The organism is Devosia ginsengisoli, from assembly GCF_007859655.1.
Taxonomy (GTDB): Bacteria; Pseudomonadota; Alphaproteobacteria; order Rhizobiales; family Devosiaceae; genus Devosia; species Devosia ginsengisoli.
On record NZ_CP042304.1, the window covers coordinates 4,024,442 to 4,050,231 of the forward strand.

22 protein-coding genes are annotated in these 25,790 nt (G+C 62.1%); 18 read left to right on the plus strand and 4 right to left on the minus strand.

Features of this window, described 5'->3' with window-relative positions; all coding sequences use genetic code 11:
- Genes FPZ08_RS19665 through FPZ08_RS19675 form a run of 3 tightly spaced genes read right to left on the minus strand, consistent with a single transcriptional unit; the run spans window position 1 to window position 4,400 of the window.
- The gene (locus FPZ08_RS19665) at window positions 1-2,895 is read right to left on the minus strand and encodes an FAD-dependent oxidoreductase (protein ID WP_146292092.1); all 2,895 of its coding nucleotides are present in this window, start codon (window positions 2,893-2,895) and stop codon (window positions 1-3) included.
- A 1-nt stretch (window position 2,896) separates the two neighbouring features.
- Window positions 2,897-3,148, minus strand: a complete 252-nt coding sequence (locus FPZ08_RS19670; protein ID WP_146292094.1) for a sarcosine oxidase subunit delta — start codon at window positions 3,146-3,148, stop codon at window positions 2,897-2,899.
- 10 nt (window positions 3,149-3,158) lie between these two features.
- On the minus strand, window positions 3,159-4,400 hold the full coding sequence (locus FPZ08_RS19675) for an FAD-dependent oxidoreductase (RefSeq protein ID WP_146292096.1): 1,242 nt from the start codon (window positions 4,398-4,400) through the stop codon (window positions 3,159-3,161).
- Window positions 4,401-4,527: 127 nt separating this feature from the next.
- On the opposite strand from FPZ08_RS19675, the gene FPZ08_RS22480 reads away from it, so the two are divergent.
- Complete coding sequence (locus FPZ08_RS22480; protein ID WP_146292098.1) at window positions 4,528-5,436, plus strand: LysR substrate-binding domain-containing protein; 909 nt, start codon at window positions 4,528-4,530, stop codon at window positions 5,434-5,436.
- Between the two features lie 69 nt (window positions 5,437-5,505).
- Window positions 5,506-6,252: a GntR family transcriptional regulator gene (locus tag FPZ08_RS19685; RefSeq protein WP_186767091.1), complete on the plus strand. Its 747-nt coding sequence runs from the start codon at window positions 5,506-5,508 to the stop codon at window positions 6,250-6,252.
- Window positions 6,253-6,270: 18 nt separating this feature from the next.
- Here the strand turns inward: FPZ08_RS19685 and FPZ08_RS19690 are convergent, their stop codons facing one another.
- Window positions 6,271-7,029, minus strand: a complete 759-nt coding sequence (locus FPZ08_RS19690) for an SDR family NAD(P)-dependent oxidoreductase (protein ID WP_146292102.1) — start codon at window positions 7,027-7,029, stop codon at window positions 6,271-6,273.
- Between the two features lie 189 nt (window positions 7,030-7,218).
- Between FPZ08_RS19690 and FPZ08_RS19695 the strand changes: the two genes are divergently transcribed.
- The 16 genes from FPZ08_RS19695 (at window position 7,219) to FPZ08_RS19770 (ending at window position 25,765) form a co-directional block, all read left to right on the plus strand.
- Window positions 7,219-8,358: an MFS transporter gene (locus tag FPZ08_RS19695; RefSeq protein WP_186767092.1), complete on the plus strand. Its 1,140-nt coding sequence runs from the start codon at window positions 7,219-7,221 to the stop codon at window positions 8,356-8,358.
- A 150-nt stretch (window positions 8,359-8,508) separates the two neighbouring features.
- The gene (locus tag FPZ08_RS19700) at window positions 8,509-9,681 is read left to right on the plus strand and encodes an ABC transporter ATP-binding protein (protein ID WP_146292106.1); all 1,173 of its coding nucleotides are present in this window, start codon (window positions 8,509-8,511) and stop codon (window positions 9,679-9,681) included.
- 87 nt (window positions 9,682-9,768) lie between these two features.
- Window positions 9,769-10,836 (plus strand): ABC transporter substrate-binding protein, encoded by a 1,068-nt coding sequence (locus tag FPZ08_RS19705; RefSeq protein ID WP_146292108.1) that lies wholly within the window; start codon window positions 9,769-9,771, stop codon window positions 10,834-10,836.
- Window positions 10,837-10,886: 50 nt separating this feature from the next.
- Window positions 10,887-12,608, plus strand: a complete 1,722-nt coding sequence (locus FPZ08_RS19710; RefSeq protein ID WP_146292110.1) for an ABC transporter permease subunit — start codon at window positions 10,887-10,889, stop codon at window positions 12,606-12,608.
- A gap of 269 nt (window positions 12,609-12,877) precedes the next feature.
- Window positions 12,878-14,929, plus strand: a complete 2,052-nt coding sequence (locus FPZ08_RS19715) for a hydantoinase/oxoprolinase family protein (RefSeq protein WP_146292112.1) — start codon at window positions 12,878-12,880, stop codon at window positions 14,927-14,929.
- Window positions 14,922-16,610 carry a hydantoinase B/oxoprolinase family protein gene (locus FPZ08_RS19720; RefSeq protein WP_146292114.1) on the plus strand — a complete coding sequence of 563 codons (1,689 nt, stop codon included), beginning with the start codon at window positions 14,922-14,924 and terminating at the stop codon, window positions 16,608-16,610. The genes FPZ08_RS19715 and FPZ08_RS19720 overlap by 8 nt, the downstream gene beginning before the upstream one ends.
- The gene (locus FPZ08_RS19725) at window positions 16,600-17,847 is read left to right on the plus strand and encodes a pyridoxal phosphate-dependent aminotransferase (protein ID WP_246132728.1); all 1,248 of its coding nucleotides are present in this window, start codon (window positions 16,600-16,602) and stop codon (window positions 17,845-17,847) included. Before FPZ08_RS19720 ends, FPZ08_RS19725 begins: the two co-directional genes overlap by 11 nt.
- Complete coding sequence (locus tag FPZ08_RS19730; RefSeq protein ID WP_146292116.1) at window positions 17,844-18,278, plus strand: RidA family protein; 435 nt, start codon at window positions 17,844-17,846, stop codon at window positions 18,276-18,278. The genes FPZ08_RS19725 and FPZ08_RS19730 overlap by 4 nt, the downstream gene beginning before the upstream one ends.
- A 321-nt stretch (window positions 18,279-18,599) precedes the next feature.
- A complete protein-coding gene (urtA, locus tag FPZ08_RS19735; RefSeq protein ID WP_146292118.1) occupies window positions 18,600-19,907 on the plus strand; it encodes an urea ABC transporter substrate-binding protein in 1,308 nt (435 codons plus the stop codon).
- Window positions 19,908-20,069: 162 nt separating this feature from the next.
- Complete coding sequence (urtB, locus tag FPZ08_RS19740) at window positions 20,070-21,689, plus strand: urea ABC transporter permease subunit UrtB (RefSeq protein ID WP_146292120.1); 1,620 nt, start codon at window positions 20,070-20,072, stop codon at window positions 21,687-21,689.
- Window positions 21,686-22,852: an urea ABC transporter permease subunit UrtC gene (gene urtC, locus FPZ08_RS19745; RefSeq protein ID WP_146292122.1), complete on the plus strand. Its 1,167-nt coding sequence runs from the start codon at window positions 21,686-21,688 to the stop codon at window positions 22,850-22,852. Before urtB ends, urtC begins: the two co-directional genes overlap by 4 nt.
- Before the next feature lie 3 nt (window positions 22,853-22,855).
- Window positions 22,856-23,605: an urea ABC transporter ATP-binding protein UrtD gene (urtD, locus tag FPZ08_RS19750; protein ID WP_146292124.1), complete on the plus strand. Its 750-nt coding sequence runs from the start codon at window positions 22,856-22,858 to the stop codon at window positions 23,603-23,605.
- Window positions 23,602-24,306, plus strand: a complete 705-nt coding sequence (gene urtE, locus FPZ08_RS19755) for an urea ABC transporter ATP-binding subunit UrtE (RefSeq protein WP_146292126.1) — start codon at window positions 23,602-23,604, stop codon at window positions 24,304-24,306. Before urtD ends, urtE begins: the two co-directional genes overlap by 4 nt.
- Before the next feature lies 1 nt (window position 24,307).
- The gene (locus FPZ08_RS19760; RefSeq protein WP_246132729.1) at window positions 24,308-25,138 is read left to right on the plus strand and encodes an urease accessory protein UreD; all 831 of its coding nucleotides are present in this window, start codon (window positions 24,308-24,310) and stop codon (window positions 25,136-25,138) included.
- A gap of 14 nt (window positions 25,139-25,152) precedes the next feature.
- Window positions 25,153-25,455 carry an urease subunit gamma gene (locus tag FPZ08_RS19765; RefSeq protein ID WP_146292128.1) on the plus strand — a complete coding sequence of 101 codons (303 nt, stop codon included), beginning with the start codon at window positions 25,153-25,155 and terminating at the stop codon, window positions 25,453-25,455.
- Window positions 25,456-25,459: 4 nt separating this feature from the next.
- On the plus strand, window positions 25,460-25,765 hold the full coding sequence (locus tag FPZ08_RS19770; RefSeq protein WP_146292130.1) for an urease subunit beta: 306 nt from the start codon (window positions 25,460-25,462) through the stop codon (window positions 25,763-25,765).
- Window positions 25,766-25,790 lie beyond the last annotated feature (25 nt).

Genomic DNA, 25,790 nt, shown 5'->3' on the forward strand with positions numbered 1-25,790 from the left:
TCAAATCTCCTGCCGCTTGTTCTCGGGATCGTAGAAAGGCGCGGCGATAACCCGGGCATTCACCTCGGTGCCGCAGAGACCGCGCAGCAGCATTGTTCCACCGGGCGCAGCCTGTTCAGGATGCGCATAGGCCAGGCCGATCCACTTGCCCAGCGTTGGGGAATAAGCGGTCGACGTCACGAAGCCTGAGGGCTGTCCGTCGTGCAGGATCAGGCAGGATTCGGCCAGGCGAATGCCATGGTCCTTGGGTAATTCGAAACCGCATAGCTTGCGCTTCAGGCCGAGATTGTTGCGCGCCTCGACGGCCGTCTTGCCCAGAAACCTTTCCTTGGTTCTGGACAAGGCCCATTCCATGCCCAGTTCCGCCGGACTTGAAATCGCGTCGGTGTCCTGGCCGATGATGATGTGGCCCTTTTCTAGGCGCAGGATGCGCGAGGCCTCGAGGCCGTAGGGTTCCAGACCATGGACATCTCCCACCTCCTTCAGCCGCCGCCAGAGCGCCAGCCCATAGGATTGCGGGACATGCAGTTCATAGCTCAGTTCGCCCGTGAAGCCGATGCGCATGACATGGGCGGGGTATCCGCCGATCATTCCGACGCGGCCATGCAGATAGGGGAAGGCCTCGGCCGAAAGATCGATATCGCCACCCAGCGCTTCGAGCACGTGACGGGCGCGCGGGCCGGTCACGTTGATCGCGGCAAAGGCCGAGGTGACGTTCTGGATGTCGACCCGCATGCCCCATTGCGCATTGAGAAACAGCATCTGGCTGAACACGCGCGCCACGGCGCCTGTAGTCGCGGTCACGTAGAATTCGGTTTCCGATACCCGGTAGGCGACTCCGTCATCGATGATCGAACCCATATCGTTCAGCATCAGGCAGTAGCGCACGCGCCCCACCGGCTGCTTGGCGTGAGCCATGGTATAGATGCGGTCGAGGAAGATGGCGGCATCGGGCCCCCGGATGGCCAGCTTGCCCAGGGTCGAAACATCCAGCATGCCGACACCATTACGCACCAGGTTTACCTCACGCGCGATGGTTTCGGCGATGGAGCCCTTGCCCTGATAGTAGAGCGGCCGCCACCAATTGCCGGTGGGTGTCAGCTTTGCCCGGTCGGCGACATGCTCGGCATGCATCGGGGTGTGCCGATATGGCGTGTGCTGGGGCCCAGCGAGCAAACCCAGCTTTTCCGGGCCGAAGGGTGGGCGCGAAGTGGTAATGCCCACATCGGCGACCTTGCGGCTGGTCATGTCCGCTACGATCCTGGCTGTGGCCAGCGCGGAATGCCGCCCCTGCGAGGGACCCATGCCCACGGTCGAATAGCGCTTGACGAGTTCCAGCTCGCTATAGCCATCGGCTATCGCATTCTTGATGTCCTTGACCTGCAGGTCCTCGTCGAAATCGACGAAATCGCGACCCCGAGGATGAGATCCTATGTCCCAGAACGGGTTCATGCCGCGAGCAAAGGCATCGGCAATGGCCTCGGGTTCGCTGATCGTGTATCCCGCGCCAGCTGCAGCACGGGCACCGGCAATCTCACCACTGCGCAATACGGCGCGTAGTTCGAAATAGCCCGCTGCCGACCCCGCCAGATGCATGGTCTCGGGTACGTTGCTCAGCACGAACTGACTGCCCTCCTCGTCGTAACCCAGTTTTGCACCGGCCTGGAGGGGCAGTTGGTAGGACGGCGTATAGCCTGCCGCGATCACGAAGGCATCGCAGGGGAGGATCTGCGTGCCGGTTCCGGGAGCCTCGAAGCGAACGGCGCGGACATGACGGTTGCCTGCCGTGCCCAGGGTCTCGATGACTTTGCAGTTCGTCACAATACGCACGCCATGATCGGCAAGCCGCTGGGCCGAAGCCGCACAGGACGGCACGCCGGAAGGATCGAGAACCGCCGCCAGTTGCACGCCCGCATCGATAAGGTCGAGTGCGGCGAGATAGCCGTCGCGATTGCCGGCGAAGACAATGGCCTGCTTACCCGGAGCCACGGCATAGTGACGCATCAGCCGCTGTGCCGCCGATGCCAGCATGATGCCGGGCAGGTCATTGTTCCGGAAAATGAGCGGCTGGCCATGGGATCCGGCAGCGATGACTACCTGGTTGGCGCGAACTCGATAGAGGCAATTGCCATGGAGTACCGGCAGCCAATTGTCGGCAAACCAGCCATTGCAGGTAGCATCGGTGAAGATGCGCAGGTTTTTCAGCTGCGCAGCCTTTTCCCGCAAGGCGGCCAGCGCCTCGTCCGCTTCCTCGCGATCGGGCGCGAAGCGCGCATAGGTGAGCGACCCGCCGAGCTCGGGGTTGGGATCGACGAGGAGGACATCGGCGCCGGCTTCAGCGGCCTTGATGGCGGCCGACAGTCCTGCCGGTCCCGCACCCACGACGAGCACGTCGGTGTGCAGGTTTTCCCTCGTATAGTCACCTTTGACTGCGTGCAGGTCGACCTTGCCGAGGCCCGACGCCTTTCGGATAATCGGCTCCCAGAGCTTCAGCCAGGAACTCCTGTAGGGCCGAAAGAAGCTGCGATAGTAGAAGCCCACCGGCAGGAAGCGACCGAGCTTGTCCAGAACCGCCTTGTGGTCATTGTCGGCGGTGCCGGTAACGTTCTGGGCAATGACCTCGATACCCTCGGCGATGGGCCGAAGATCGGCGCGAACATTCGGCTCGTCCGGCAATTGCACGAGCGTATTGGCATCCTGGCCCGCCATGGTCAGGATGCCGCGCGGGCGGTGATACTTGAATGAACGCGACAGAATCCAGCGATCCTCGCCGGCCATGGCCGAGGCGATGGTGTCGCCGGCAAAGCCGTGCACGGACTGGCGGTCGAAAGAAAATTGAATTTTGTGCGACCGGTCTATGCGCGTTCCCCAGGGGGCAGTCAGACGTTCGCTCATTTCAGGCGGGCTTTCGATTGGGAAGGTAGGTTGCGACGATCTGGTCAGTGACGGTGTGCCGTTCGGCGATGAAGATCGTGTTGGAGGGCGTGTGGCGCCACCATTCCGTCAGCATGCCGAGCGGGTTCTCGACATAAAACAGTGCTTCCGTCAGTTGGTCGGGCAGCTCGGGATTTGCCGCGCGCACGGGGCCCAGATACTGGAATTCTATGATGTTGCGGGGCCCGTTGACCGGGCAGGTCAGAAGTTTCATCCGTCCCTCCTTAGTGGCTCGCCGCCGTGGCGCCCATTTCGTTCAGCAGGGCGAAATTGTCGAACCGCCGCATGTCGAACGGTAGCAGGATGTCTGGCACGCGCCCGGTGGCGATGGTTTCGGCCATGCGTTTGCCCGCGACCGGCGTTGCCTTGAAGCCCCAGGTGCCCCAGCCACAATCGAGCCAGTAGTTGCGCATTGGCGAGGCGCCCATGATGGGGCTGTAGTCGGGCGTCATGTCGGTAATGCCGGCCCATTGGCGCAGCAGCTTGACCTTATGCAGGAAGGGGAAGAGGTGCAGCACGCCCTCGGCAAGGTGCTCCTTCTGATCAAGCGTCGAGCGGGTCGAAGCGAGCTGGTAGGGGTCGGAGCCCCCGCCGATGACGATCTCTCCGCGCGAGGACTGCACTAGGTAGGTATGCATGTTCGCCGATGAGAGCAGGATATCGAGGAAGGGCTTGAGCGGTTGGGTGACCATTGCCTGCAGCGGGAAGCAGCGGATGGGCAGCTTGAACCCCGCCATCTCCGCCACCTGGCCATTAAGGCCACCCACCGCCTGCAGCACCTGGCCCGCGGCGATCTCGCCGCGATCGGTCACCACGTGGGTAACCCGGTCGCCATCTTTCCTGAATCCGGTGACTGTCGTTCGCTGATGGATTTCGACCCCGCGTTCGGCGGCGCGCTTGGCATAGCCCCAGGCGACGGCATCGTGCCGGGCCGTGCCGCCATCGGCGTGCCAGAGGCCACCCATGACTTCATGCATTCCGCCTTCGTCGAGGTTCAGATGCGGGCACATCGCGCGCACCGTCTTTACATCGACAACCTCGGTACGGACGCCCATATGCTTGCCCATTTCGGCGCGCAGGTGGAAGCTGCGCATGGTCGCCTCGGAATGCGCCAGGGTGAGCTGCCCGCGCTGGGAGAACATGACGTTGAAGCCAAGGTCCTCCGACATGGTCTCAAACAGGCTCACCCCTTCCTTGTAGAAGCGGATGGACTCGGTGGTGAGGTAGTTCGACCGGATGGTGGTGGTGTTCCGCGCGGTATTGCCGCCCGCCAGATATCCCTTCTCGAGCACGGCGATATTGGTGATGCCATGCACGGTGCTGAGATAGAAGGCGGCGGCCAGACCGTGTCCGCCGCCACCAACGATGACAACATCGTAGCTGGGCTTGAGATCGGGAGTCGCGGGAATGTCGCGGAATGAAGCATGCCGCCCACGGAGGCCGTATTTCAGGAGGGTCAGGGGCATGGCAACCTTCGATATTTGCTCGATTTTCTTGGCTTAAATGAGCGCTATCGGAGAGCCTGGTACAAGCAATCAATCTTTACCCAATGACCCTGTTTTAGTAATGTCTCCAAAATCACACTGAGGTCTGATGCGCCAGCTCCCCCACCTGAATTATCTGGAGGCCTTTGAAGCGGCGGCGCGGCATCTCAGCTTTACGATGGCCGCCGAAGAGCTGAACTGTACGCAGGCGGCGATCAGCCAGCGGGTGCGGGCACTGGAACAGTTCTTTGCCAGGCCCCTCTTTCACCGGCGCAGCAACGGGCTGGAGCTCACCGAGGTGGGCGCCGCCTTTCTGCCCGGCATCACGGACGCGCTGGACCGGGCGGAAGTCGCCACCAGGGGGCTGCTTGGGACGCGCGCGGCGACCAGCGTGACGGTCTCGGCCCCGGTCAGTTTCGTGATGCTGTGGCTGTCGGGTAATATCGGCCGGTTCTGCAGCGCTCACCCGCAGGTGGAATTGCGCCTCAACAGCACGATCTGGACCGATCCCAATGTGGAACTGGCCGATCTGAGTATTCTCATTCTCGACCGCGCCCAATCGGTTGCCGGCGCGCAACGGCTGGGGCAGGAGCGCCTGATGCTGCTTTGCGATCCTGAAACCGCCCGAAGCGCCGGCACCACGCCGGATGCCCAATGGTTCAATGCCAATCGTCTCGTCTATGTGCAGGGCACCATGGATTTTCTTGACCGATGGGCGGAAAGCCAGGGCATTGCCGTTGCGCCGGCGCAGCCGCCGCTCAAGACCGACAATGTCGCCACAGCGCTTGAGGCAGTAGCCAGCGCGGGCGGCATCGTGGCGACGATCTCCAGCTATGCGGCAGGCTATCTGGCGTCAGGTCGTCTCGTGGCTCCGTTCGGGCCGGGCGATATTTCCCCGCTCGCGCTGCATATCGTGCCCAATCAGCAACGGCGGCTGTCCAGGGCGGCTTCCGATTTCGTGCGCTGGATTTCTGCCGAGATCCCGACGATGGATCCCCAAACTTCCCTAATTTCGTGACATATGTGACAACGCGCGGGTGTTACGATTAGGATCACAGTGGTGAGTTCTTCCAGAAGAATGGATGCAATGTCTGAACGCGACGGGTCACGGGTTACGCAAATACTGAGGGATTCGATCCTGAAGCTCGAGCTTCGTCCTGGGATCATCCTGGATGAAGTCGAAGTTGCCAATCGTCTCAACGTTTCCCGCACGCCCGTGCGTGAGGCAATCATTCAACTGGTCGCGGATGGACTGGTCGTGCGCCAGGGTCGCAAGGCCAAGGTTGCTCCGCTGGATTTCGATGATGTTCCGAAACTCTATGACGCCTTGTTGATTTCGAGCCGCCTTATCCATCGGCTGGCGGCCGAGAATCGCACCAAGCGGAATCTCAAGGAAATCGCCAAATATATGAAGGTGTTCGAGGATTCCGTCGTCAGCGGTAATGGCGTGGTCCGCTCGGAAGCCAACCACTCGTTCCATAAGGCGATTTCTGAAGCCTCTGGAAACAAATATGTTTCCGCATTTTATGAAAGCGCCCTGGTTGGCACCATCCGGCTGTCCCGCGCCTGCTTCTCGGACACTATAGAGTATGAAGATGGCGCTCTCGACCGCAGCCTACATGACCATCTCGCCGAAACCGTCAGACAGCACGCCGAAATCTACCAGGCGCTTGAAAATCACGACGTGTCGGCTGCAGACAAGCTCGCGGTTGATCACTACCTGCTGACCAAGAACAGGGTCGTCACGATCCTGTTCAGCCAGTCAGAGGCATTGTCGGCGATAACCGATCTGTCGCTGGACAGTTGGGAGCCAGATCTCGCTGCAGTGCCGTAGTGGCGGGGCTCGGGGTGCCTATCGCAGCAGGACGCCTGAAGCCATGAAGCCGCCATCCACATTGAGGATGTGGCCGTTGATATAGGCGGCCTCGTCCGAGGCGAGGAACTGGATGGTCGCGGCAACCTCTTCCGGCTCGGCATAGCGCTGGGCGGGAATCTGGGCTTCCCAGATTGCCCGGTCTTTCGGGCCATGCACCTGAAGAACCATCGGTGTGTTGACCGGGGTAGGGGCCACTGCATTCGCCGTTATGCCCTTGTCACCCAGTTCGGCCGCAAGCAGGCGCGTGAGCATGTCGACGCCCCCCTTGGTGCAGGAATAGGCTCCGCGCCCGGTATTGGCGATCTGGCCATTGACCGAGCTTACCGTGATGATCCGCCCCTTGCCCTTGGCGACCATTTGTCGTCCTGCAAACTGGCAGCAATTGAAGGTGCCCGTCAGGTTGACGGTCAGGATCCGCTCCCAGTCGGCCGGATCGAAATCAAGGATAAGTCCGGTCTTGACTATGGCCGCGGAAGTGACCAGCACATCAGTGCCGCCCTGTTCGGCGATCTTGTCGAACGCTGCAGCCACAGCCTCGCGATCGGTGACATCGACCGTCATGGCTGCGACTTTTCCTTTGTCGGCCAGCCGGTCCATCGCCGCCCCAAGCGAGGCCTGCGACCAATCGAGGATGGTCACATTCGCTCCCGCCGCTGCAAATGCCGCCGCGCAGGCTTCACCGACCCCTCCTGCGCCACCCGTGATAACGACATTCCGGTCAACGAATTGAGTCATTGGCTTACCTTTGTGGGTCGGTGGTGAGCCGTTGCACTGCGCAGGCTCGAGTGTTACAGTATCCTTAGTGGATGCGGAAAAAACGTCAAGCGAGAAGCGTAGATGAGCGTGATATCACAAGAAGCATCGCCTCGCCGCCGGATGCCTTTTTATGGCTGGGTGATCGTTGCGGCGGGCTTCAGCGCGCAGATGATCTCATCGCTTTCGATGCAGGGGCTTGCCACCTATACCACGCCATTGCGCGCCGAATTCGGCTGGAGCCTGGGCGAAACGGCGCTCGGTCGTTCGCTTCAGACCTCGGACACCTTGCTAGGACCTATCTCCGGCATTCTGGTGGACCGCTTTGGCGCCCGGATCATGATGGCCGCCGGTACGCTGCTTTACTTCATCGCCTTTACCGTCCTTTCGCTGACCTCTGGCCTCGTCGAATTCTATGTCGCCTGCCTCTTGATGGGGGTGGCCAATAGCCTGCTCGGCCTGCTGGTTGTCGCCCAGTTGATCAACGCCTGGTTCGTGACCCGGCGGGCGACCGCAATGGGCTGCGCCGTGGCCGGCTTTGCCGTTTCCGGCTTTATCCTGTTGCCTTTCATGGTCTGGACGCAGGCGCAATTCGGCTGGCGCGCAACGGCAATGGGCACCGGCATCATGATCGTGCTGGTGGGCCTGCCGCTGATGCTGATGGTCAGGAGCATGCCGGAGGAGATGGGATTGCGGCCACTCGGCGCTGACCCATCAACAGGCGAGAAAGGCGGGCATGTCGGTGGGCTCAGCCTGTCCGAAGCGATGCGGGGCCGCAACTTCTGGATATTGACCTTGGCAATGTCGTTTTCCGGGGTGCACCAGTTCGCTTTGATGGTCCACTTCTTTCCTTATGTCGAAGGTATCGATAGCCGGGTGATGGCCGGTTTGATCATTGCGCTGGTGAATGTCTTCAACCTGGCTGGCCGACTCCTTGGCGGCATAGTGGGAGATATGATGCCCAAGGGGCGGTTCCTGGCGTTGGGCGCGGCCGGGGCAGGACTGGGCATGATGCTCCTGTCGGCCAGTTCGGGACTCGCCGCGGCGGCCGTCTTTGCGATTGTTTTCGGGTTCAGCTGGGGCAGTCGCACGGCGGTGTCGAGCGCACTGACGGGAGAGCTGTTTGGCCGCAAGGCCTTCGGCAAGATTGCCGGCGTCTCGCAGGTCCTGGTGACCATCACCGCGATCGCCAGTCCCCTGGTCTATGGTGCCTTGGTGGACATGGGTGTCAGCTATGGGGTGATCTTTGCCGGCATGGCGGTCTGCACCCTGGTCGCAGCCTGGCTTTTCGCCTTGCTGCCGCGCCACTAAGGGCTTTGCTTCCGAGCAAGGCGCAGTTTAACTTGACTGTAAGTATGCAATGTGGATACTGGATCGAACGACGTCTGGTAGGACTTGCGAAACCCGCGATCTGCGCCGCATGCGCCAGTCGGACCCCAAACTTCAGAATAGGGCACATCTATGAATGCTAGCGCAATTCAGACGGCCGACATGCGAAATGCCGCTTCCGGCACGCGGTCGGTCTCGCGGGAAACAAGCCATAGTGTATCCGCCGAATTCGCCGGTGTGACCAAGTCGTTCGGGTCGGTCAAGGCGCTGGACAATATCGATCTGGCAATCGAGCCCGGGGAGTTTTTGACGCTTCTGGGGCCGAGCGGGTCGGGAAAGTCGACGCTGCTGACGTTGCTGGCAGGCTTTGATCAGCCGACGTCCGGCGCAATCAAGATCGGCGGGAAGGTGCAGACCCACGTGCCGCCGAACCGACGCAATCAGGGCATCGTGTTTCAAAGCTACGCCCTGTTCCCCCATATGAATGTGCATGACAATCTGGCCTATCCGCTCGCGGCGAGGGGCATTCGCGGAGCCGAGCGGGAGCAGCTGATTGTGCGGGCGCTCGAGCGCGTGCGGATGGAGGCATATGCCGAGCGTTATCCGAGCCAGTTGAGCGGTGGGCAACAACAGCGCGTTGCGCTGGCCCGCGCCATTGTCTTCAATCCGCCCCTGCTCCTGATGGACGAGTCCCTGAGCGCTCTCGATCGCAATCTGCGCGAAGAGATGCAGTTTGAACTGAAAGAGCTGCACGAGCGCCTGAGCGCGACCATCGTCTTTGTGACGCATGATCAGGCCGAGGCCGTTACGATGTCCGATCGTATCGCGGTGCTGAACAAGGGGCAACTGGTCCAGCTCGGTTCGCCGTCGGCCCTGTACAAGGAGCCGGCCAACAAATTTGTCGCCGGCTTTCTTGGCGAAGCAAATTTCATCGAGGGCGTCGTGGACAGCCATGATGGGGATTTTGTTCGGTTCACCACGACCGCCGGGCACAGCCTTCTGGCCTCGAGCAGAAAGAAGCATGCCAAGGGAGAGCAAGTGGTCGCCATGGTGCGGCCCGAGGGCATCGAATGCGCCCTGACGCGTCCGGATGGCGGCGTGGCGGCAGGAGACTCCGTGAAGTCGATGCCGGCAGTGGTGGAGCGAGTCGTTTTCCTGGGAAATGCGCACCGCTACTGGCTGCGCGCAGGGGATCTGCAACTCATCATGACGGCCCCGTGCTCGGCCAGGACGCAAACACTGGCGTCTGGCGATCAGGTGGCCCTCTCCATTCACGCGCATGATCTGAGGATCATTGAGGCCTGATATCGCCATTGCCTGCATAAGGCGGGATCGGTTCGAAGAAACCGGCGCGCAACGGCAGTCACCATTTTAACTAGGAGGAGAACGAGAATGACATTTCATTTGGGTAAGGCTGCGCTGGCCATATCACTGGTCAGCCTGACCATCGCCTCGGTGCAGGCGCAGGAATTGACCGTAACGGTCAGCGGCGGGGCATTTGCCGATGCGCTGATCGAGGCCTTCGTCAAGCCTTTCGAGGAAGAGACGGGCATCAAGGTCAATGCTGTGAAAGCCGAGATCGGATCGCAGCGCTGGGGCCTGGCCGTCGAAACCAATACCGTCGACTGGGATGTCGGCCTCACCAATACCCTAACCGGTCCGCAACTGGCCGCCGCGGGCACGATGATTCCCATCGATTACAGCCTTTACGACCAGCGCGAACTGGATGGTATTGCGCCCCAGTTCCGGCGTGATTGGGGTGTTGGAGCGCAAGTGAGCGCGCTCGTCCTGGCCTACAACACGGAAACCCTGCCTGAGGGCAAGCGTCCGCAGAGCTGGGCGGATTTCTGGAATGTGGAGGGCTTCCCCGGCGTTCGCACCATGATGATGCCCTATGTGGGATCATCCTCGCTTCCCGAAGCGCTGGTTGCCGACGGTGTGCCGCTGGACCAGGTCTATCCGCTCGATGTCGACCGCGCCTTCAGCAAGCTCGATGAGATCAAGCCGCATATCCGCAAATGGTGGGCCACGGCCAGCGATGCCCAGCAGATGTTCAATGCCGGCGAAGTGGATATGGGGCTCAGCTTCGACGGGCGCATTGTTGCGCTGCAGAAAGCCGGAGTGCCGGTCGAGTTCACCTTCAATGGGGCCCGCTATTATTCTGCGATGTGGGCTATCCCCAAGGGCGCTAAAAATGTCGCCGATGCGCAGCGCTTCATTGAATTCGCCACACGCGGCGAACATCAGGCCACGCTCGCCAGGATCATGGGATATGCCCCGGCCAACAGCACCGCATTCGACTATCTCCCCGAAGAACTCGCGGCGACGCTCGTCACCGCTCCCGGCAATATCGATAAGGCCTATCCGATAGATGGGGACTGGTACAGCGAAGTTGGTCCCGATGGAAAGACCAACGGAGAGCGCATTACCGAGCGCTGGCAGGATTGGATTCTGCAATAATTTTGTAGATTGAATATCTGTTTGTGCCGAGATTATCTAAGGACAAGTGAATGAACATCTTTGCTTTCGGAATCAATAAGGTCATGATTTTGCCGGCCTTGTTGTTCATGCTTGTCCTTTTTTACTTTCCCCTGCTCAACATTGTGGGGTTGAGCTTCAACCTGCCGGATGCTTCCACGGAGCATTACGAGCGGTTCCTGTCGAACGGCACCATGCTCGGCGTTGTCTGGCGCACCTTCGTCTATAGCGCATGGGTGACCGGCATCTGTCTGGTGCTGGGATATCCGCTCGCCGTATTTGTCAGTCGGATGGTGAAGCGAGGACACACTTTCATGCTGGTGTGTGTCATCCTTCCCTATCTGACCAGCCTGCTTGTCAGGACCTATGCCTGGATGCTGCTGCTGAGCGATAGCGGTCTGATAAACCACATACTGGTGACCTTAGGCCTGGTAGATCGGCCGGTTCCTCTGCTTTACACCACATTCGGCGCCATGGTCGGAATGGTGCATCTGACGCTGCCAATGATGGTCCTGCCGATCTACGCGATTGTTCACGGCTTGAACATGGAGCAAATGCGCGCCGCCAAGGCGCTGGGTGGCGGGCCGCTGCGGTCGTTCTTCCAGGTCTTTCTGCCCCAGACGCTCCCTGGCGTGAAGGCGGGCTGTATCCTGGTGTTCGCTATTTCGCTGGGCTTCTATATCACGCCGGCCGCCTTGGGCGGGCCGAAGGATATCCTGCTGTCGAACATCATCGCCAAGCTCATCGAAACTCTCCTGGATTTTCGCTATGCTTCGGCAATCTCGATGATCCTGCTCATCTTCACCGTGGGCGTCTATATGCTCTCCGGCGGTGGCCTTGCATCGGTCAATGGCGGCAATCAGGACGCCAGAAAGCCCCGGAGCCTGGGAGCGGTTCTTGGCCGGATGACGCGCGCGGCCGGGAATGCCGAGCCGATGATGCGACTGCAGAAATGGCTGTGGGACCGCAAGGTCGGCCAAAGCACCAGGCGGTTCGTGCCGTTTCAACTCTTCTGGTACCTGTTCAGTGCGCTGCTGCTGCTGTTCCTCGTTCTCCCCTCGGTGATCGTCGTCGTCATGTCCTTCAACGGCAACGACGCGCTGGGTTTCCCGCCGACGTCCTGGTCGCTGCGCTGGTATGAAACCTTTTTCTCCAGCGAGACGATGATGAACGCTTCCGCCAACAGCATCATCATTGCCACCGGCACGGCGCTGCTCTCGCTCGCTCTTGGCGGTACGGCCGCCTATGCATTGGTTCGCGGCAATATCCGCGGCAGCCAGGTTCTCTATGCGCTGCTTCTCGCGCCCATCATCGTGCCATCCATCGTTGCTGCCGTGGGCACCTACAAGGTATTTGCCGATTGGGGGGTCGTGGGTTCGACACTGGGTGTGCTGCTGGGTCATACGCCTGGTTCGCTGGCCTATGTGGTCATCATCCTGTCCAGTACCTTCGTGGGCCTCGACAAAAGGCTCGAAATGGCCTCCGCCAGCCTGGGGGCGAGCCGGTTCCGTACGATAGTCCGCGTCGTCATCCCACTGGTGGCTCCGGGAATTCTGGCGGCTGGCATTTTCGCCTTCATCCACTCTTTCGATGAAGTCGTCATCACCAGCTTCATTGCCGGCGTTTCGTTCGCGACCTTGCCGCAGCAGATCTGGCTGATCATTCAGCACCAGATCGACCCACAGATCGCCGCCATTTCGACGCTGGTCATGATTCTCCCAATCATCGCCCTGCCGTTCTTCCGTCGCCGCTAACACGGCGCTGCAGACGGGGTCGAACCGGGGAAGCTGCCACGCTTCCCGGTTCGATCCCGTGAATGCCTGCGCTCGCCCGTTGCCCAGCCTGAACTGGGGCGCCCCCCTTTTCGGAAATCTGCCTCACGAGCCGCCGGACCAAACGCGGGTGCGATCGGCGAATGAATTGCCACGCAAAGTTCTGCCGACCCTCTTGCTTTCAGTATTCAAAATGGATACTGAGAATGAGTGGCCCCGCGAACGCCAATTCGAACAAATGAGACAAGTGAATGCCTGATTGGATCGTCGGTGTGGATGTCGGTGGAACGTTCACGGATTTTTCTGCGCGTGAGGTGAGCACTGGTGCGGTGCATATTCATAAGCGCCCTTCGACACCGGACGATCCATCGCGGGCCATTCTCGATGGCGTCCGGGAATTGCAGGAAAAGACCGGCATTGCCGGCGAGGACATCGTCCGTTTTGCCCATGGCACGACGGTGGCGACCAATGCCCTGCTGCAGCGCAAGGGCGCCGCGATCCGCATGGTCACGACCAAGGGTTTCCGCGACCTGGTCGAAATCGGCCGGCAGGTGCGTCCGCTGATCTACGACCTGCAGGAAGATGCGCCTGCACCACTGGTGTCGCGCAGCAACCGGCTGGAAGTCCTGGAGCGTATCGGGCCTAGCGGCGAAGCGATCATCGAGCTCACTGATGCCGAAATCTCCAGGCTGATTGCAGAACTGAAAGATGGGCCACGCGTCGAGAGCGTCGCGGTGTGCCTGCTGTTTTCCTTCCTCAATCCCAGCCACGAACAACGCATCGCTGCCGCGATAAGAAGCGAGCTGCCGGAAGTCTATGTCTCGATCTCCAGTGATGTGCAGCCCGAGTTCCGTGAATATGAGCGCTTCTCCACCACGCTGATCAATGCCTTCCTGCAGCCTGAGGTCGGCCGCTACATGGAGCGCTTGAAGCGTGCAGTCGCCGGCGTGGCGCCCAATGCCAAGTTCGGCATCTTCCAGTCCAGCGGCGGCATCATGTCGGTCGACAAGGCGCTGGAATTTCCGGTGAGGACGGCCTTGTCGGGGCCGGCGGCCGGCGTGGTGGGTGCCGCGGCAGCCGGTGCAAAATCGGAAATGGGTAATCTGATCACCCTCGATATCGGCGGCACCAGCACCGACGTCTGCCTCATCCGCGACGGCGAGACCGAGATTTCCCACGTTCGCGACATTGCCGGGTTCCGAATCCGCTTGCCCATGGTGGGCATCAACACGGTGGGTGCTGGTGGCGGCTCGATCGCCCATATCGGCCCTGACGGGCTGATGAAGGTCGGCCCCGACAGTGCCGGCGCCGTGCCAGGCCCTGCCTGCTATGGCAAGGGTGGCGACAAGCCGACCGTTTCGGATGCCAATGTTGTGCTGGGTCGGTTGCCGGTATCGCTGGCGGGGGGCGGGTTGATGATCGACCGCGACAAGGCGCTGGCGGCGGTCCGCAAGATTGCTGAGCCGCTGGGGATTTCCGAGCTGAAGGCCGCTCTGGGCATTTGCGGCATCGTTTCCTCGAACATGACAAGGGCAATCCGGGCGGTTTCGACCGAAAAGGGCCACGATCCGCGTGATTTCGCGCTGATGCCCTTCGGTGGGGCGGGCGGCCTGCATGCGGCCGATGTGGCCAGGTCGCTGGGCATCGAACGCATCGTCATCCCGGCTTCGCCCGGTATTCTGTGTGCCGAAGGACTGATCGAGGCCGACCTGCAGGAAAACTTCGTCTTCACCGCACGCACGCCATTGGACGGTGCGCTGGACGCGCTGAACGAGGGCGTGGCCCAGCTTGACGAGCAGGCGCAGCGCTGGATCGAGAGCGAGGCGGATGGCGCAAGCGACGCCTATCGCATTCTCACCCTGGACATGCGCTATGTCGGGCAGAACTACGAGCTGCCCGTCGTTGTCGAACGACTTGGGAATTCCTCCGATCTCCCCGCAGTCGACATTCTCAAGGAAGCTTTCTTCGACGCCCATCTACGTAACTACGGCCATGTCGACCGCGACGCCCCCGTCGAGATCGTCAATATAAGGATGCGGGCGCTGGCGCGTCTGGCGCAGGCCAGGCCGGTGTCGTCAGTGCCGGTCGGTCCGGCGACGGCCTCCGAGTACCACGACGTCTGGTTCGAGGAAGACAATCCGGTTTCGACGCCGATCTATCCGCGCAACACGCTGGAGGCGGGCTTCGCGATGCGCGGGCCGGCGATCATCACCCAATTCGATTCCACCACCGTGGTGCCGCCATGGGCGAGCGTAGCAGTGGATTCGGCACTCAACCTTATTATGGAGATCGACCATGCTTGACCGGGCGAGCCTTGACCCTATCGCGCTGGAGATCAGCTGGAATGCGCTGAAGTCGATTACCGACGAGTGCTTCCTGACCATCATGCGCAGCGCATTCTCAACCAATATCAAGGAGCGGCACGATCACTCGACCGCGATAGCCGACGCGCGCGGCCGCTTGATCGTGCAGGCCGAAAACGCCCTGCCGATCCATCTGGCATCCATGGCCGGACTGATGACCTACATCCTGGAGCAATATGGCGACAGCATCGCGCCGGGCGACATTTTCATCGGCAACGATCCGCATGTGGCCGGCGGCACGCACCTGCCTGACATCAACCTCGCTATGCCCGTTTTCGGTGATGGCCGCCTGATCGGCTTTGTCGCCAATATCGTGCATCATGCCGATGTGGGCGGCGCTGCCGTCGGCTCCATGTCCGGTGGTCTCGACGAGATCTACAAGGAGGGGCTGCGCATCCCCATCGTGCGGCTCTACAGCGAAGGCGTCCTGCAAGATGACATCCTGCGCCTGCTGCTACTGAACATGCGGCTGCCCGAAGAACGCAAGGGCGATCTCAACGCGCAGATCGCAGCGGCCCGGCTCGGCGAGCGCCGCTTGAGCGAATTCGTCTCAGGCAGCAGCCCGACCTATCTCGAGGCCGTGTTCGACGACATCGTGCGCCGCACCAATATGCGGATGCGCAGCGCTATCGCGCAACTGCCGGACGGCGAATACGCCTTTTCCGACGTCATGGACGACGATGGCGCAGGGACGGAAGACATCAGGATCAACCTGGTGATCCACAAGTCCGGCGAACGCATGGTCTTCGATTTCGAGGGGACCGACCCGCAGGTTCCGGGCAATTTCAACCTTACCCTGAACGCCACCCAGTCGGCCGTCTGCTTTTCGCTCAAGGCCTTGCTCGACCCGGAAGTGCCAAACAATCAAGGTATTTTCGATGCGGTCGAGCTGCGGGCGCCGCTCGGCTCTTTCGTCAACTGCGTTGCGCCGGCCTCGGTCGCTTTGCGCGCCAATACCTGCCAGCGCGTCGTCGATATCGTCATCGGTGCGCTGGCCAAGGCCTTGCCTGATCGCATCATCGGGGCGGCAAATGGTGCCAATACCAGCGCGGTGTTTGCTGGCATCGATCCGCGCACGGGCCGCCAATATGTCTATCTCGAAACCTTGGGCGGCGGCATGGGCGCCCGCGCCAGCAAGGATGGCAAGGATGGGGTGCAGGTCAACATTACCAATACCTCCAACCTGCCGGTCGAGGCCATCGAGATCGAATATCCGCTGCGTGTCGAGGAATATGCCTTTGTGGAGAATTCCGGCGGTGCCGGGAAATTCCGCGGTGGCCTTGGCCTGCGACGGACTATCCGACCGGTTGGTCATGACTGTGAATTCAACGGCGTCGGCGAACGCTTCCGGAATGCGCCGTGGGGCGTCTTCGGCGGTTCTGCCGGTGCGGTCGGCCAGTTCTATACGCTCGATGATGCCGGCAGCAGGATCGATCTTCCGTCCAAGGCCAACCGCATCAAACTGACCCCGCAGAAGGCTGCGATCATTGAAACGCCGGGTGCGGGCGGCTATGGGCCACCGCAGGCGCGTGACGCGGACCTGTTGCGGCAGGACACCGAAAGCGGCAAATTCTCGGCCGACTTCATTGCCGAACATTACGGGAAGCACAATGCTGTCTGAACGCGCCGATCAGGACCCTGCCATGACCATCCAGACCAAATTCAGCCGCCTCGGCACCGATAACGCGCCTGGGCAGGAGGTTCGTCACGCCTCCGGCAGCGTCGAATCCTTGCTGCGCGGCGACAAGCTCGCCGGGCGCCCGGTCGACTTCTCCCACGGCGATGTCGACGCTTTTACCCCCACTCCCGGATCGTTCGAGGCGTTCTCGGCGGGTGTCGCGGCGGGCGGAAGGCAGGCCTATACCGAATATCGGGGCGATATGGGCATTCGCGAAGAGCTGGCGGAGCGCCTTGCTGCCTTCACCGGCGCGCCCGTTGACGGCCGCGAGGGGATGATCATCACCCCCGGCACCCAGGGTGCACTGTTCCTGGCCGTCGCGTCGACGGTTTCGCGCGGCGACAAGGTCGCGATCGTGCAGCCGGACTACTTTGCCAATCGTAAGCTGGTGGAATTCCTCGAAGGGGAAATGCTGCCAGTTCGCCTGAACTATATGACGACCGAAGGGCGGGCAGGACTTGATCTCGGCCAACTGGAAGATGCCTTCAAGGCCGGCGCCAGGGTCCTGCTTTTCTCCAACCCCAACAATCCGGTTGGCGTCATCTATTCCCGCGCCGAGATCGAGACGATCGCCGCGCTGGCCCGGAAATATGGCGCGACGGTCATCGTCGACCAGCTCTATTCCCGGCTGCTCTATGCGGGTGCGCCCTATACCCATTTCCGGGCCCAGGCGGTGGACGCGGAAAATGTCGTCACCATCATGGGGCCGTCCAAGACGGAGTCCCTGAGCGGCTACCGGCTCGGCGTCGCCTTTGGGTCGCGGCAGATCATCAGTCGCATGGAAAAGCTCCAGGCCATCGTCTCGCTGCGCGCCGGTGGCTACAGCCAGGCGGTGCTGCACACCTGGTTCAACGAACCCCAAGGCTGGATGGAGCAGCGCATAAGCGCGCATCAGGTCATTCGCGACGACCTGCTGAACGTGTTCCGCAGCACCGAGGGCATCGCCGTGCGCACGAGCGAAGCGGGAAGCTACATCTTTCCCGGCCTTCCCGAGCTTGTGGTATCGGGCGGTGATTTCGTCCGCATCCTGCGCCTGCAGGCCGACGTGACCGTAACGCCGGGCACTGAGTTCGCCCCGTTCTCCGGCAACAGTGTCCGCCTCAATTTCTCGCAGGACCATGCCGCCGCCGTTGCGGCGAGCGAGCGCCTCGTCGCACTCGTCGAGCGCTACCGCGCATGACCGGGGCTCGCGCCGGCGAGGGAATGCCGCTCCCCCAGGGTCTATACCGGCCGGCCGTGCGGCACGGGACGCTGATCTTCACGGCCGGCATGACACCGCGCCTCGATGGCGTGCTGAAATATGTCGGCCCGGTCACCGCCGACGCGAACCCGCTCGACTGGCGTGATGCGGTCGTCCTGGCCTGCCGCAACGCGCTCTCGGCGGCCCAGGGCCAACTCGCGGCGGGCGAGCGCCTTTCCGGCGTCCTGAGCCTCACCGTCTACATCGCCGCCGAAGCCGGGTTTGCCGCGCATTCGCAACTGGCCGATTTCGCGTCCGAGTTTCTGCAATCGGAACTCGGCGCCGCCGGCATCGGCAGCCGAGCCGCCGTGGGCGTAGCCACCTTGCCCGGCAACGCACCGGTCGAGATCCAACTGATCGCTTCCATATGAAGGCTTGCGGCAGCAAGACGGGCATCGACCGGTTGGCCGATGCATCACCGCACTATTCCGTCGCCATCGGCCCCACCTCCGGCAGCTCCCGCTACGAATACCCTTGGACCGACTTCTCGTTCACATCAGCTATTGCTTAAATGGCAAGCACTAAGCTCCATTGCGCCTAATATTTAGGCTACGCTCCTGCCGCCGTCACACTAGCCTCACCCGAAGCATATCAAAAATACATTACAATCAGAGGCTTGGCTGGCGAAACGGGGCTGGCACGGCCTTTGCAATATCTCCGACGGTGCAAACACACATCTGTCGGAGGTAAACATGACAGTAGGAAACCGCGCAATTGCGGGGCTGGGGCTGGGCGTGGCTATGACGATGGGCGCGATTGCCGGTCCGGCATCCGCCCAGGACGAGACCATCAAGGTCGGCGTGCTGCATTCGCTTTCGGGCACGATGGCCATTTCCGAAACCACGCTCAAGGACACGATGCTGTTCCTGATCGACGAGCAGAACAAGAAGGGCGGCCTGCTCGGCAAGCAGCTTGAGGCCGTCGTGGTCGATCCGGCCTCCGATTGGCCGCTCTTTGCCGAAAAGGCCCGCGAGCTGATCGAAGTCAACGGCGTGGCCGCCGTGTTCGGCTGCTGGACCTCGTCCTCGCGCAAGTCGGTCCTGCCGGTCTTCGAGGAACTGAACTCGATCCTGTTCTACCCCGTGCAATACGAGGGCGAAGAGAGCCAGCGCAACGTGTTCTACACCGGCGCTGCTCCCAACCAGCAGGCCATTCCGGCCGTCGATTACCTGATGGAAAACGAAGGCGTCGAGCGCTGGGTTCTGGCCGGCACCGACTATGTCTATCCGCAGACCACCAATAAGATTCTCGAGCAATACCTGCTCGACCACGGCGTTGCCGCCGAAGACATCATGATCAATTACACGCCCTTCGGTCATTCCGACTGGCAGACCATCGTCTCCGACATCAAGACCTTCGGCTCGACAGGCAAAAAGACCGCGGTAGTCTCGACCATCAACGGCGACGCCAATGTGCCCTTCTACAAGGAACTCGCCAACCAGGGCATCAAGGCCGAGGATATCCCGGTCGTCGCCTTCTCGGTCGGTGAGGAGGAACTCGCCGGCTTCGACACCACGCCGCTGGTTGGGCACTTAGCCGCCTGGAACTATTTCCAGTCCGGCGACACCCCGGAAAACGAAGCCTTCATCTCCGCCTGGCAGACATTCATGGGCAATCCGGACAAGGTGACCAACGATCCGATGGAAGCCACGGTTATCGGCTTCAACCTCTGGGTCCAGGCCGTCGAAAAGGCCGGCACCACCGATACCGATGCCGTGCTCGACGCCATCATCGGCCTCGAAACCCCGAACCTGACCGGCGGCATCGCCAAGATGCTCCCCAACCACCACCTGACCAAGCCGGTGCTGATCGGCGAAATCCAGGCCGATGGGCAGTTCGAGGTGGTGTCGGAATCCGATCTGGTCCCCGGCGACGCCTGGTCCGACTTCCTGCCCGAATCCAAGGTCATCGAGGCCGATTGGACCGCCCCGATCTCCTGCGGCAACTACAATACCGAAACCAAGACCTGCGGCGGCTCCGAAGTCGCGGCGGCGCAGTAGTCGCCAACTGAATGCGAGGACGGCCTCGGCCGCCCTCGCCACCGAAGCATCCACACCTACGATGTCACCCCGGCCTTGAGCCGGGGCCCATCCCGAGATCTCAGGATGGATCCCGGCTCAAGGCCGGGATGACACCGAGTTTCTGATCAGACCGGGGCCACCATGAAGTTCCTCATTCATCTCATCACCCTGATGATGATCATAAGTGTCGCCACCCCGGCCCACGCCCAGCTTGCCGATGCCGCACTCGCCCCGCTTGTCGACGCCCTCGCTCCCGGCAGCTTCAAAGACAGAGAGGCCGCCATCGGCAACCTCGTCGCATCAGGCGATCCACGCGTTGTCCCCGTGCTCGAAACACTGCTCGAGGGCGAACTCTATTTCGATGAAGCCAGTGGCAGGGTGGTCTTCACGTCGGCCTCGGGCGGTAAGGGCAACATCACCGACCCCATCACCGGCACCGACCTGCCCGACCTCACCGAAGACGGCCTCGACAAGGTCAAGGTCAATAACAGCCTGCGCCGCGTGCTGCGCACCGCCATCGGCCAGATGACCCTGCTCAGCGAAGACAGAAACGTGCGCCTCTCGGCCGCCCAGTCCGTCCTGCGCGACGCCGATCCGGCCCAGCTCGAACTGCTCGACAGCGCCATATCCGCCGAAACCGACGCCACTATCGGACGCGTCATGGAACAGGCCCGCGCCGTCATCCTGCTCAAGTCGCCCGATGCCTCGGTCGAGGACAAGGCTGCGGCCGTCCCAATCGTTCTGGCCATTGGCGGGCGCGATGCCCTCAATACGCTCACATCAGCCCTGGCCAATGCCCCCGACGAGATCAGGCCCACCATCCAATCCGCCATCGACGGGCTGGCCCGCGACCGCGCCGCCTGGGACGTGGCGCAGAATGTCTGGTTCGGCATTTCGCTCGGCTCGGTGCTGCTCCTCGCCGCTATCGGGCTCGCCATCACCTTCGGCGTCATGGGCGTCATCAACATGGCCCATGGCGAAATGGTCATGCTGGGCGCCTATGCCACCTTCGTCGTGCAGGAGATAATCCGCCAGAACGCGCCCGGCCTGTTCGACTGGTCGCTGGCCATCGCCCTGCCCATGGCCTTTCTGTTCACCTTCCTTGTCGGCGTGGCCATCGAGCGTGGCGTCATCCGCTTTCTCTATGGCAGGCCACTCGAAACCCTGCTGGCCACCTGGGGCCTCTCGCTGATCATCCAGCAGGCAGTGCAACGCATCTTCACCGCCAATATCCGCGAAGTCGGCAATCCGAGCTGGATGTCCGGCTCCTTCGAGCTCGGCGGCCTCGCCATCACCTGGAACCGATTCTACATCGTCATCTTCGCGCTGATCGTGTTTCTCGCTCTGCTGCTGGTGCTCAAATACACCGCCATCGGCCTGCATATGCGTGCCGTCACGCAGAACCGTCGTATGGCCTCATCAATGGGCATCCGCACCCCGCTGGTCGATGCCATGACCTTCGGCCTCGGCTCCGGCATTGCCGGACTCGCCGGCGTGGCCCTGAGCCAGATCGGCAATGTCTCGCCCAATCTGGGCCAGGGCTACATCATCGACAGCTTCATGGTCGTGGTCTTCGGCGGCGTGGGCAATCTGTGGGGCACGCTGGTCGGCGCCCTGACGCTGGGCATCGCCAACAAGTTCATCGAGCCCTATGCCGGCGCCGTTCTGGGCAAGATCATCATCCTCGTCCTCATCATCCTCTTCATCCAGCGCCGTCCCCGCGGCCTCTTCGCGCTCAAGGGACGCTCGATCGAAGCATGATTACCCAGGCCCTCTTCCGCGCTCTCGATAAGAAAGCCATCTGGCTCGTCGCCATCATGCTGCTTGCCGCTATCGCCGTGCCGGCCTCGAACCTGCTGCTGCCATCAGGCCATCCGCTGCGCCTGCCCAATTACGCCGTCCCGCTCTTCGGCAAATACCTGACCTACGCCATGCTCGCCCTCGCGCTCGATCTGGTCTGGGGCTATTGCGGCATTCTCTCGCTCGGCCACGGCGCCTTCTTCGCCATCGGCGGCTATGCCATGGGCATGTATCTCATGCGCCAGATCGGCACGCGCGGCGTCTATGCCAATCCGGTCCTGCCCGATTTCATGGTCTTCCTGAACTGGAAGGAACTGCCCTGGTACTGGCTCGGCATGGACAATTTCTGGTTCGCCATGCTGATGGTGATCGTCGTGCCGGGCCTGCTCGCCTTCGTCTTCGGCTTCCTGGCCTTCCGCAGCCGCGTCACCGGCGTCTATCTCTCCATCATCACCCAGGCCATGACCTATGCCCTGCTGCTGGCCTTCTTCCGCAACGATATGGGCTTTGGCGGCAATAACGGGCTGACCGACTTCAAGGACATCCTCGGCGCCCCGGTTCAGGCCACCACGACCCGCGCGGCCCTCTTCGCCGCCTCTGCCATCGCTCTGGCGCTTGCGGTTCTGGCCTGTTCTGTCATCGTCAATTCCAAGCTCGGCAAGGTCATGGTCGCCGTGCGCGATGCCGAGAGCCGCACGCGCTTCCTGGGCTATCGCGTCGAATATGTGAAGCTCTTCGCCTTCGTCGTCTCGGCCATCATCGCCGGCATTGCCGGGGCGCTCTATGTCCCCCAGGTCGGCATCATCAACCCGTCCGAATTCGAGCCGGCCAATTCCATCGAAGTGGTCATCTGGACCGCCGTCGGCGGCCGCGGCACCATTGTCGGGCCGATCATCGGCGGCATCCTCGTGAATGTGGGGAAATCCTATTTCACCGGCGCTTTCCCCGAATACTGGCTCTTCGCCCTCGGCGCGCTTTTCGTCGTGACGACGCTCTTCCTGCCCAAGGGCATTGTCGGCCTCATCGGCCAGTACCGCGCCGCCACGACCAGGCGCGAGCAGCACGCGCCGACCCCGAAACAGATCGAAGCCGGTACCGATCCCCAACCCAATCCGGCGGAGTAGCAAATGACCGACAAGACCGGCACCATGCTCTATCTCGACGGCGTCTCCGTCGCCTTCGATGGCTTCAAGGCCATCAACAACCTCTCCATCATCGTCCACCCCGCCGAAATGCTGGCCATTATCGGCCCCAATGGCGCGGGCAAGACCACGATGATGGACATCATCACCGGCAAGACCCGCCCCGATGATGGCCAGGTTCTGTTCGACGGCCGCACCGACCTCACCAGATTGGACGAAGCTGCCATCGCCAATCTCGGCATCGGCCGCAAGTTCCAGAAGCCCACGGTCTTTGAGTCCCACACCGTCTGGGACAATATCGAGATGGCACTGAAAAAGCCACGCGGCGTCTTCGCCACCCTGTTCTACACGGCCGACGCGGCCGACAACGCCCGCATCACCGAAATCCTCGAAACCGTGCGCCTGCTCAATCGCAGGGACGACTATGCCGCCAATCTCAGCCACGGCCAGAAGCAGTGGCTCGAAATCGGCATGCTGCTGGCGCAGGACCCAAAACTCCTGCTGGTCGACGAACCCGTCGCCGGCATGACCGATGCCGAAACCGTCGAGACCGCCAAGCTGCTCAAGCACATCGCCCAGACCCGCTCGGTGGTCGTCGTCGAACACGACATGAGCTTCGTTCGCGAACTCGGCTCCCGCGTCACCTGCCTCGCCGAGGGCTCGGTCCTCGCCGAGGGCAGCCTCGACCAGGTCAGCGCCAATCCCGTGGTCATCGAAAGGTATCTCGGACGATGAGTGCCACCCTCACCATCAACGCCATCGACCTGCATTACGGCGCCGCCCAGGCGCTGAAATCGGTCTCCATCACCTGCAAGCCGGGCCGCATCACCGCAGTTCTAGGCCGCAACGGCGTCGGCAAGTCCTCGACCCTGCGCGCCATCACCGGCATCAACACTATCACCGCCGGCGACATAACCTTCGGTGACGAAGTCCTGGGCAAGGCCCCACCCTACAGGCGCGCCCGCATGGGCCTGGGCTATGTCCCGCAGGGCCGGGAAATCTTTCCGCTGCTCACGGTCCGGGAAAATCTCGAAACCGGCTATGCCGGGCTCAAACGCGCCGACCGGACCATTCCCGCCTACATCTTCGAACTGTTCCCCGTGCTCAAGTCCATGCTGGGCCGGCGCGGCGGTGACCTCTCGGGTGGCCAGCAACAGCAATTGGCCATCGGCCGTGCGCTGGTCACCCGACCCAGGGTGCTGGTGCTCGATGAACCCACCGAGGGCATCCAGCCATCCATCATCAAGGATATCGGCCGCGCCCTGCAATTCCTGCGCGACGAGAAGGGCATGACCATCCTGCTGGTCGAGCAATTTCTGGACTTCTGCAGGGAAATCGCTGACGATATCTATGTGATGGACCGTGGCGAAATTCAGCATGCCGGTGTCGCCAGCGATCTCGACCGACCCGACATTCGCCGCCACCTGATGGTATGAATTGAGCACCGCTCTCGCTTTTGCCGCCCCTCCCGTAATGCAGCGTGCGCGCGGCGTGGGCCGCATCGCGACCAAGCTACGCGAAGGCGTCAGTGTCATCGATACGCTCTATCAGGATGGCTGCGCCAAGATCCGCCTGCCCAATACCCACAGCCATGCGCTCGAAGCCGTACTGATCAACACCGCTGGGGGCCTGACGGGCGGCGATCACCTGCAATGGCAGGCCAAGGCCGCGTCCGGCGGCGCCATGGTGCTGACCACCCAGGCCTGCGAGCGGATTTACCGCTCAACGGGCGCTGTAGCGCGGGTCCACACCCGGCTCGAAGTCGGCGCGGACGGCCATCTCGACTGGCTGCCGCAGGAGACCATCCTGTTCGGTGCCAGCCGGCTTGACCGCCAGATCGAGATCGATCTGGCGCCGGGTGCCACCGTGACCGCCGTCGAGGTCGTATTGCTGGGCCGCGACGCGATGGGCGAAGTGGCCGCCGACGCCTATCTGCGCGACAACTGGCGTATCCGCCGCGATGGGCGGCTGATCCACGCCGAAGCAACCCTGCTTGATGGCGAAGGAAACGAGCGCCACGCCATCTCATTGCTGGACGGAGCGCGCGCCTTCGCCACCATCGTCCATATTGGTCCGCTGGCGGCGACCCTGCTCGACAGCGTGCGCGCCTTGATGCCCGTCGATGGGCGCATCGCCGCCAGCGCCACGGGCGAACGCCTGGTGGTGCGCGCCTTGGCCAGCTCGGGGCTCGCCCTGCGCCGCATGATCGTTCCCGTTCTCACCGAACTCGCAGGGGCAGGCCGCCTGCCGCGCCTCTGGCATCTCTGAACCAGGATGACCGCATGAACCTGACGCCGCGCGAAAAAGACAAATTGCTGATCTCGATGGCGGCCATCGTCGCGCGCCGGCGGCTCGAGCGCGGGGTGAAACTCAATCATCCCGAGGCCATCGCGCTGATCACCGATTTCGTGGTGGAGGGCGCCCGCGACGGCCGGCCGGTGGCCGAGCTGATGGAGGCAGGCGCCCATGTCATCACCCGTGATCAGGTCATGCAGGGGATCGCCGAAATGATCGCCGATATCCAGGTCGAAGCCACTTTTCCCGACGGCACCAAGCTGGTGACAGTGCACCAGCCCATCAGGTGACCCCATGATCCCCGGCGAAGTCATCACCCGATCAGGCGATATCGAACTCAACGCGGGCGCCGCGCCAATCACCATCGAGGTCGCCAATACCGGCGACCGGCCGATCCAGGTGGGCTCGCATTATCATTTCTACGAAACCAATGCCGGGCTGCGTTTCGATCGCGAGGCGGCACGCGGCATGCGGCTCGATATTCCCGCCGGCACCGCCATCCGTTTCGAGCCCGGACAGAGCCGCGAGGTCCGGCTGGTGCCGCTGGGCGGGTCGCGGATCGTCTACGGTTTCCACCAGAAGATCATGGGCGCGCTCTAGCCGCCGCCACACCAGACGGAGCCTG

Coding starts and splice junctions, on each gene's coding strand:
- FPZ08_RS19765 (WP_146292128.1), top strand. CDS start 25,153: ATGAACCTGACGCCGCGCGAAAAAGACAAATTGCTGATCTCGATGGCG.
- FPZ08_RS19730 (WP_146292116.1), top strand. CDS start 17,844: ATGACCGGGGCTCGCGCCGGCGAGGGAATGCCGCTCCCCCAGGGTCTA.
- FPZ08_RS19665 (WP_146292092.1), bottom strand. CDS start 2,895: ATGAGCGAACGTCTGACTGCCCCCTGGGGAACGCGCATAGACCGGTCG.
- urtD (WP_146292124.1), top strand. CDS start 22,856: ATGACCGACAAGACCGGCACCATGCTCTATCTCGACGGCGTCTCCGTC.
- FPZ08_RS19690 (WP_146292102.1), bottom strand. CDS start 7,029: ATGACTCAATTCGTTGACCGGAATGTCGTTATCACGGGTGGCGCAGGA.
- urtA (WP_146292118.1), top strand. CDS start 18,600: ATGACAGTAGGAAACCGCGCAATTGCGGGGCTGGGGCTGGGCGTGGCT.
- FPZ08_RS19700 (WP_146292106.1), top strand. CDS start 8,509: ATGAATGCTAGCGCAATTCAGACGGCCGACATGCGAAATGCCGCTTCC.
- urtE (WP_146292126.1), top strand. CDS start 23,602: ATGAGTGCCACCCTCACCATCAACGCCATCGACCTGCATTACGGCGCC.
- FPZ08_RS19705 (WP_146292108.1), top strand. CDS start 9,769: ATGACATTTCATTTGGGTAAGGCTGCGCTGGCCATATCACTGGTCAGC.
- FPZ08_RS22480 (WP_146292098.1), top strand. CDS start 4,528: ATGCGCCAGCTCCCCCACCTGAATTATCTGGAGGCCTTTGAAGCGGCG.
- FPZ08_RS19675 (WP_146292096.1), bottom strand. CDS start 4,400: ATGCCCCTGACCCTCCTGAAATACGGCCTCCGTGGGCGGCATGCTTCA.
- FPZ08_RS19710 (WP_146292110.1), top strand. CDS start 10,887: ATGAACATCTTTGCTTTCGGAATCAATAAGGTCATGATTTTGCCGGCC.
- FPZ08_RS19685 (WP_186767091.1), top strand. CDS start 5,506: ATGTCTGAACGCGACGGGTCACGGGTTACGCAAATACTGAGGGATTCG.
- FPZ08_RS19670 (WP_146292094.1), bottom strand. CDS start 3,148: ATGAAACTTCTGACCTGCCCGGTCAACGGGCCCCGCAACATCATAGAA.
- urtC (WP_146292122.1), top strand. CDS start 21,686: ATGATTACCCAGGCCCTCTTCCGCGCTCTCGATAAGAAAGCCATCTGG.
- FPZ08_RS19695 (WP_186767092.1), top strand. CDS start 7,219: ATGATCTCATCGCTTTCGATGCAGGGGCTTGCCACCTATACCACGCCA.
- FPZ08_RS19720 (WP_146292114.1), top strand. CDS start 14,922: ATGCTTGACCGGGCGAGCCTTGACCCTATCGCGCTGGAGATCAGCTGG.
- FPZ08_RS19770 (WP_146292130.1), top strand. CDS start 25,460: ATGATCCCCGGCGAAGTCATCACCCGATCAGGCGATATCGAACTCAAC.
- FPZ08_RS19725 (WP_246132728.1), top strand. CDS start 16,600: ATGCTGTCTGAACGCGCCGATCAGGACCCTGCCATGACCATCCAGACC.
- urtB (WP_146292120.1), top strand. CDS start 20,070: ATGAAGTTCCTCATTCATCTCATCACCCTGATGATGATCATAAGTGTC.
- FPZ08_RS19715 (WP_146292112.1), top strand. CDS start 12,878: ATGCCTGATTGGATCGTCGGTGTGGATGTCGGTGGAACGTTCACGGAT.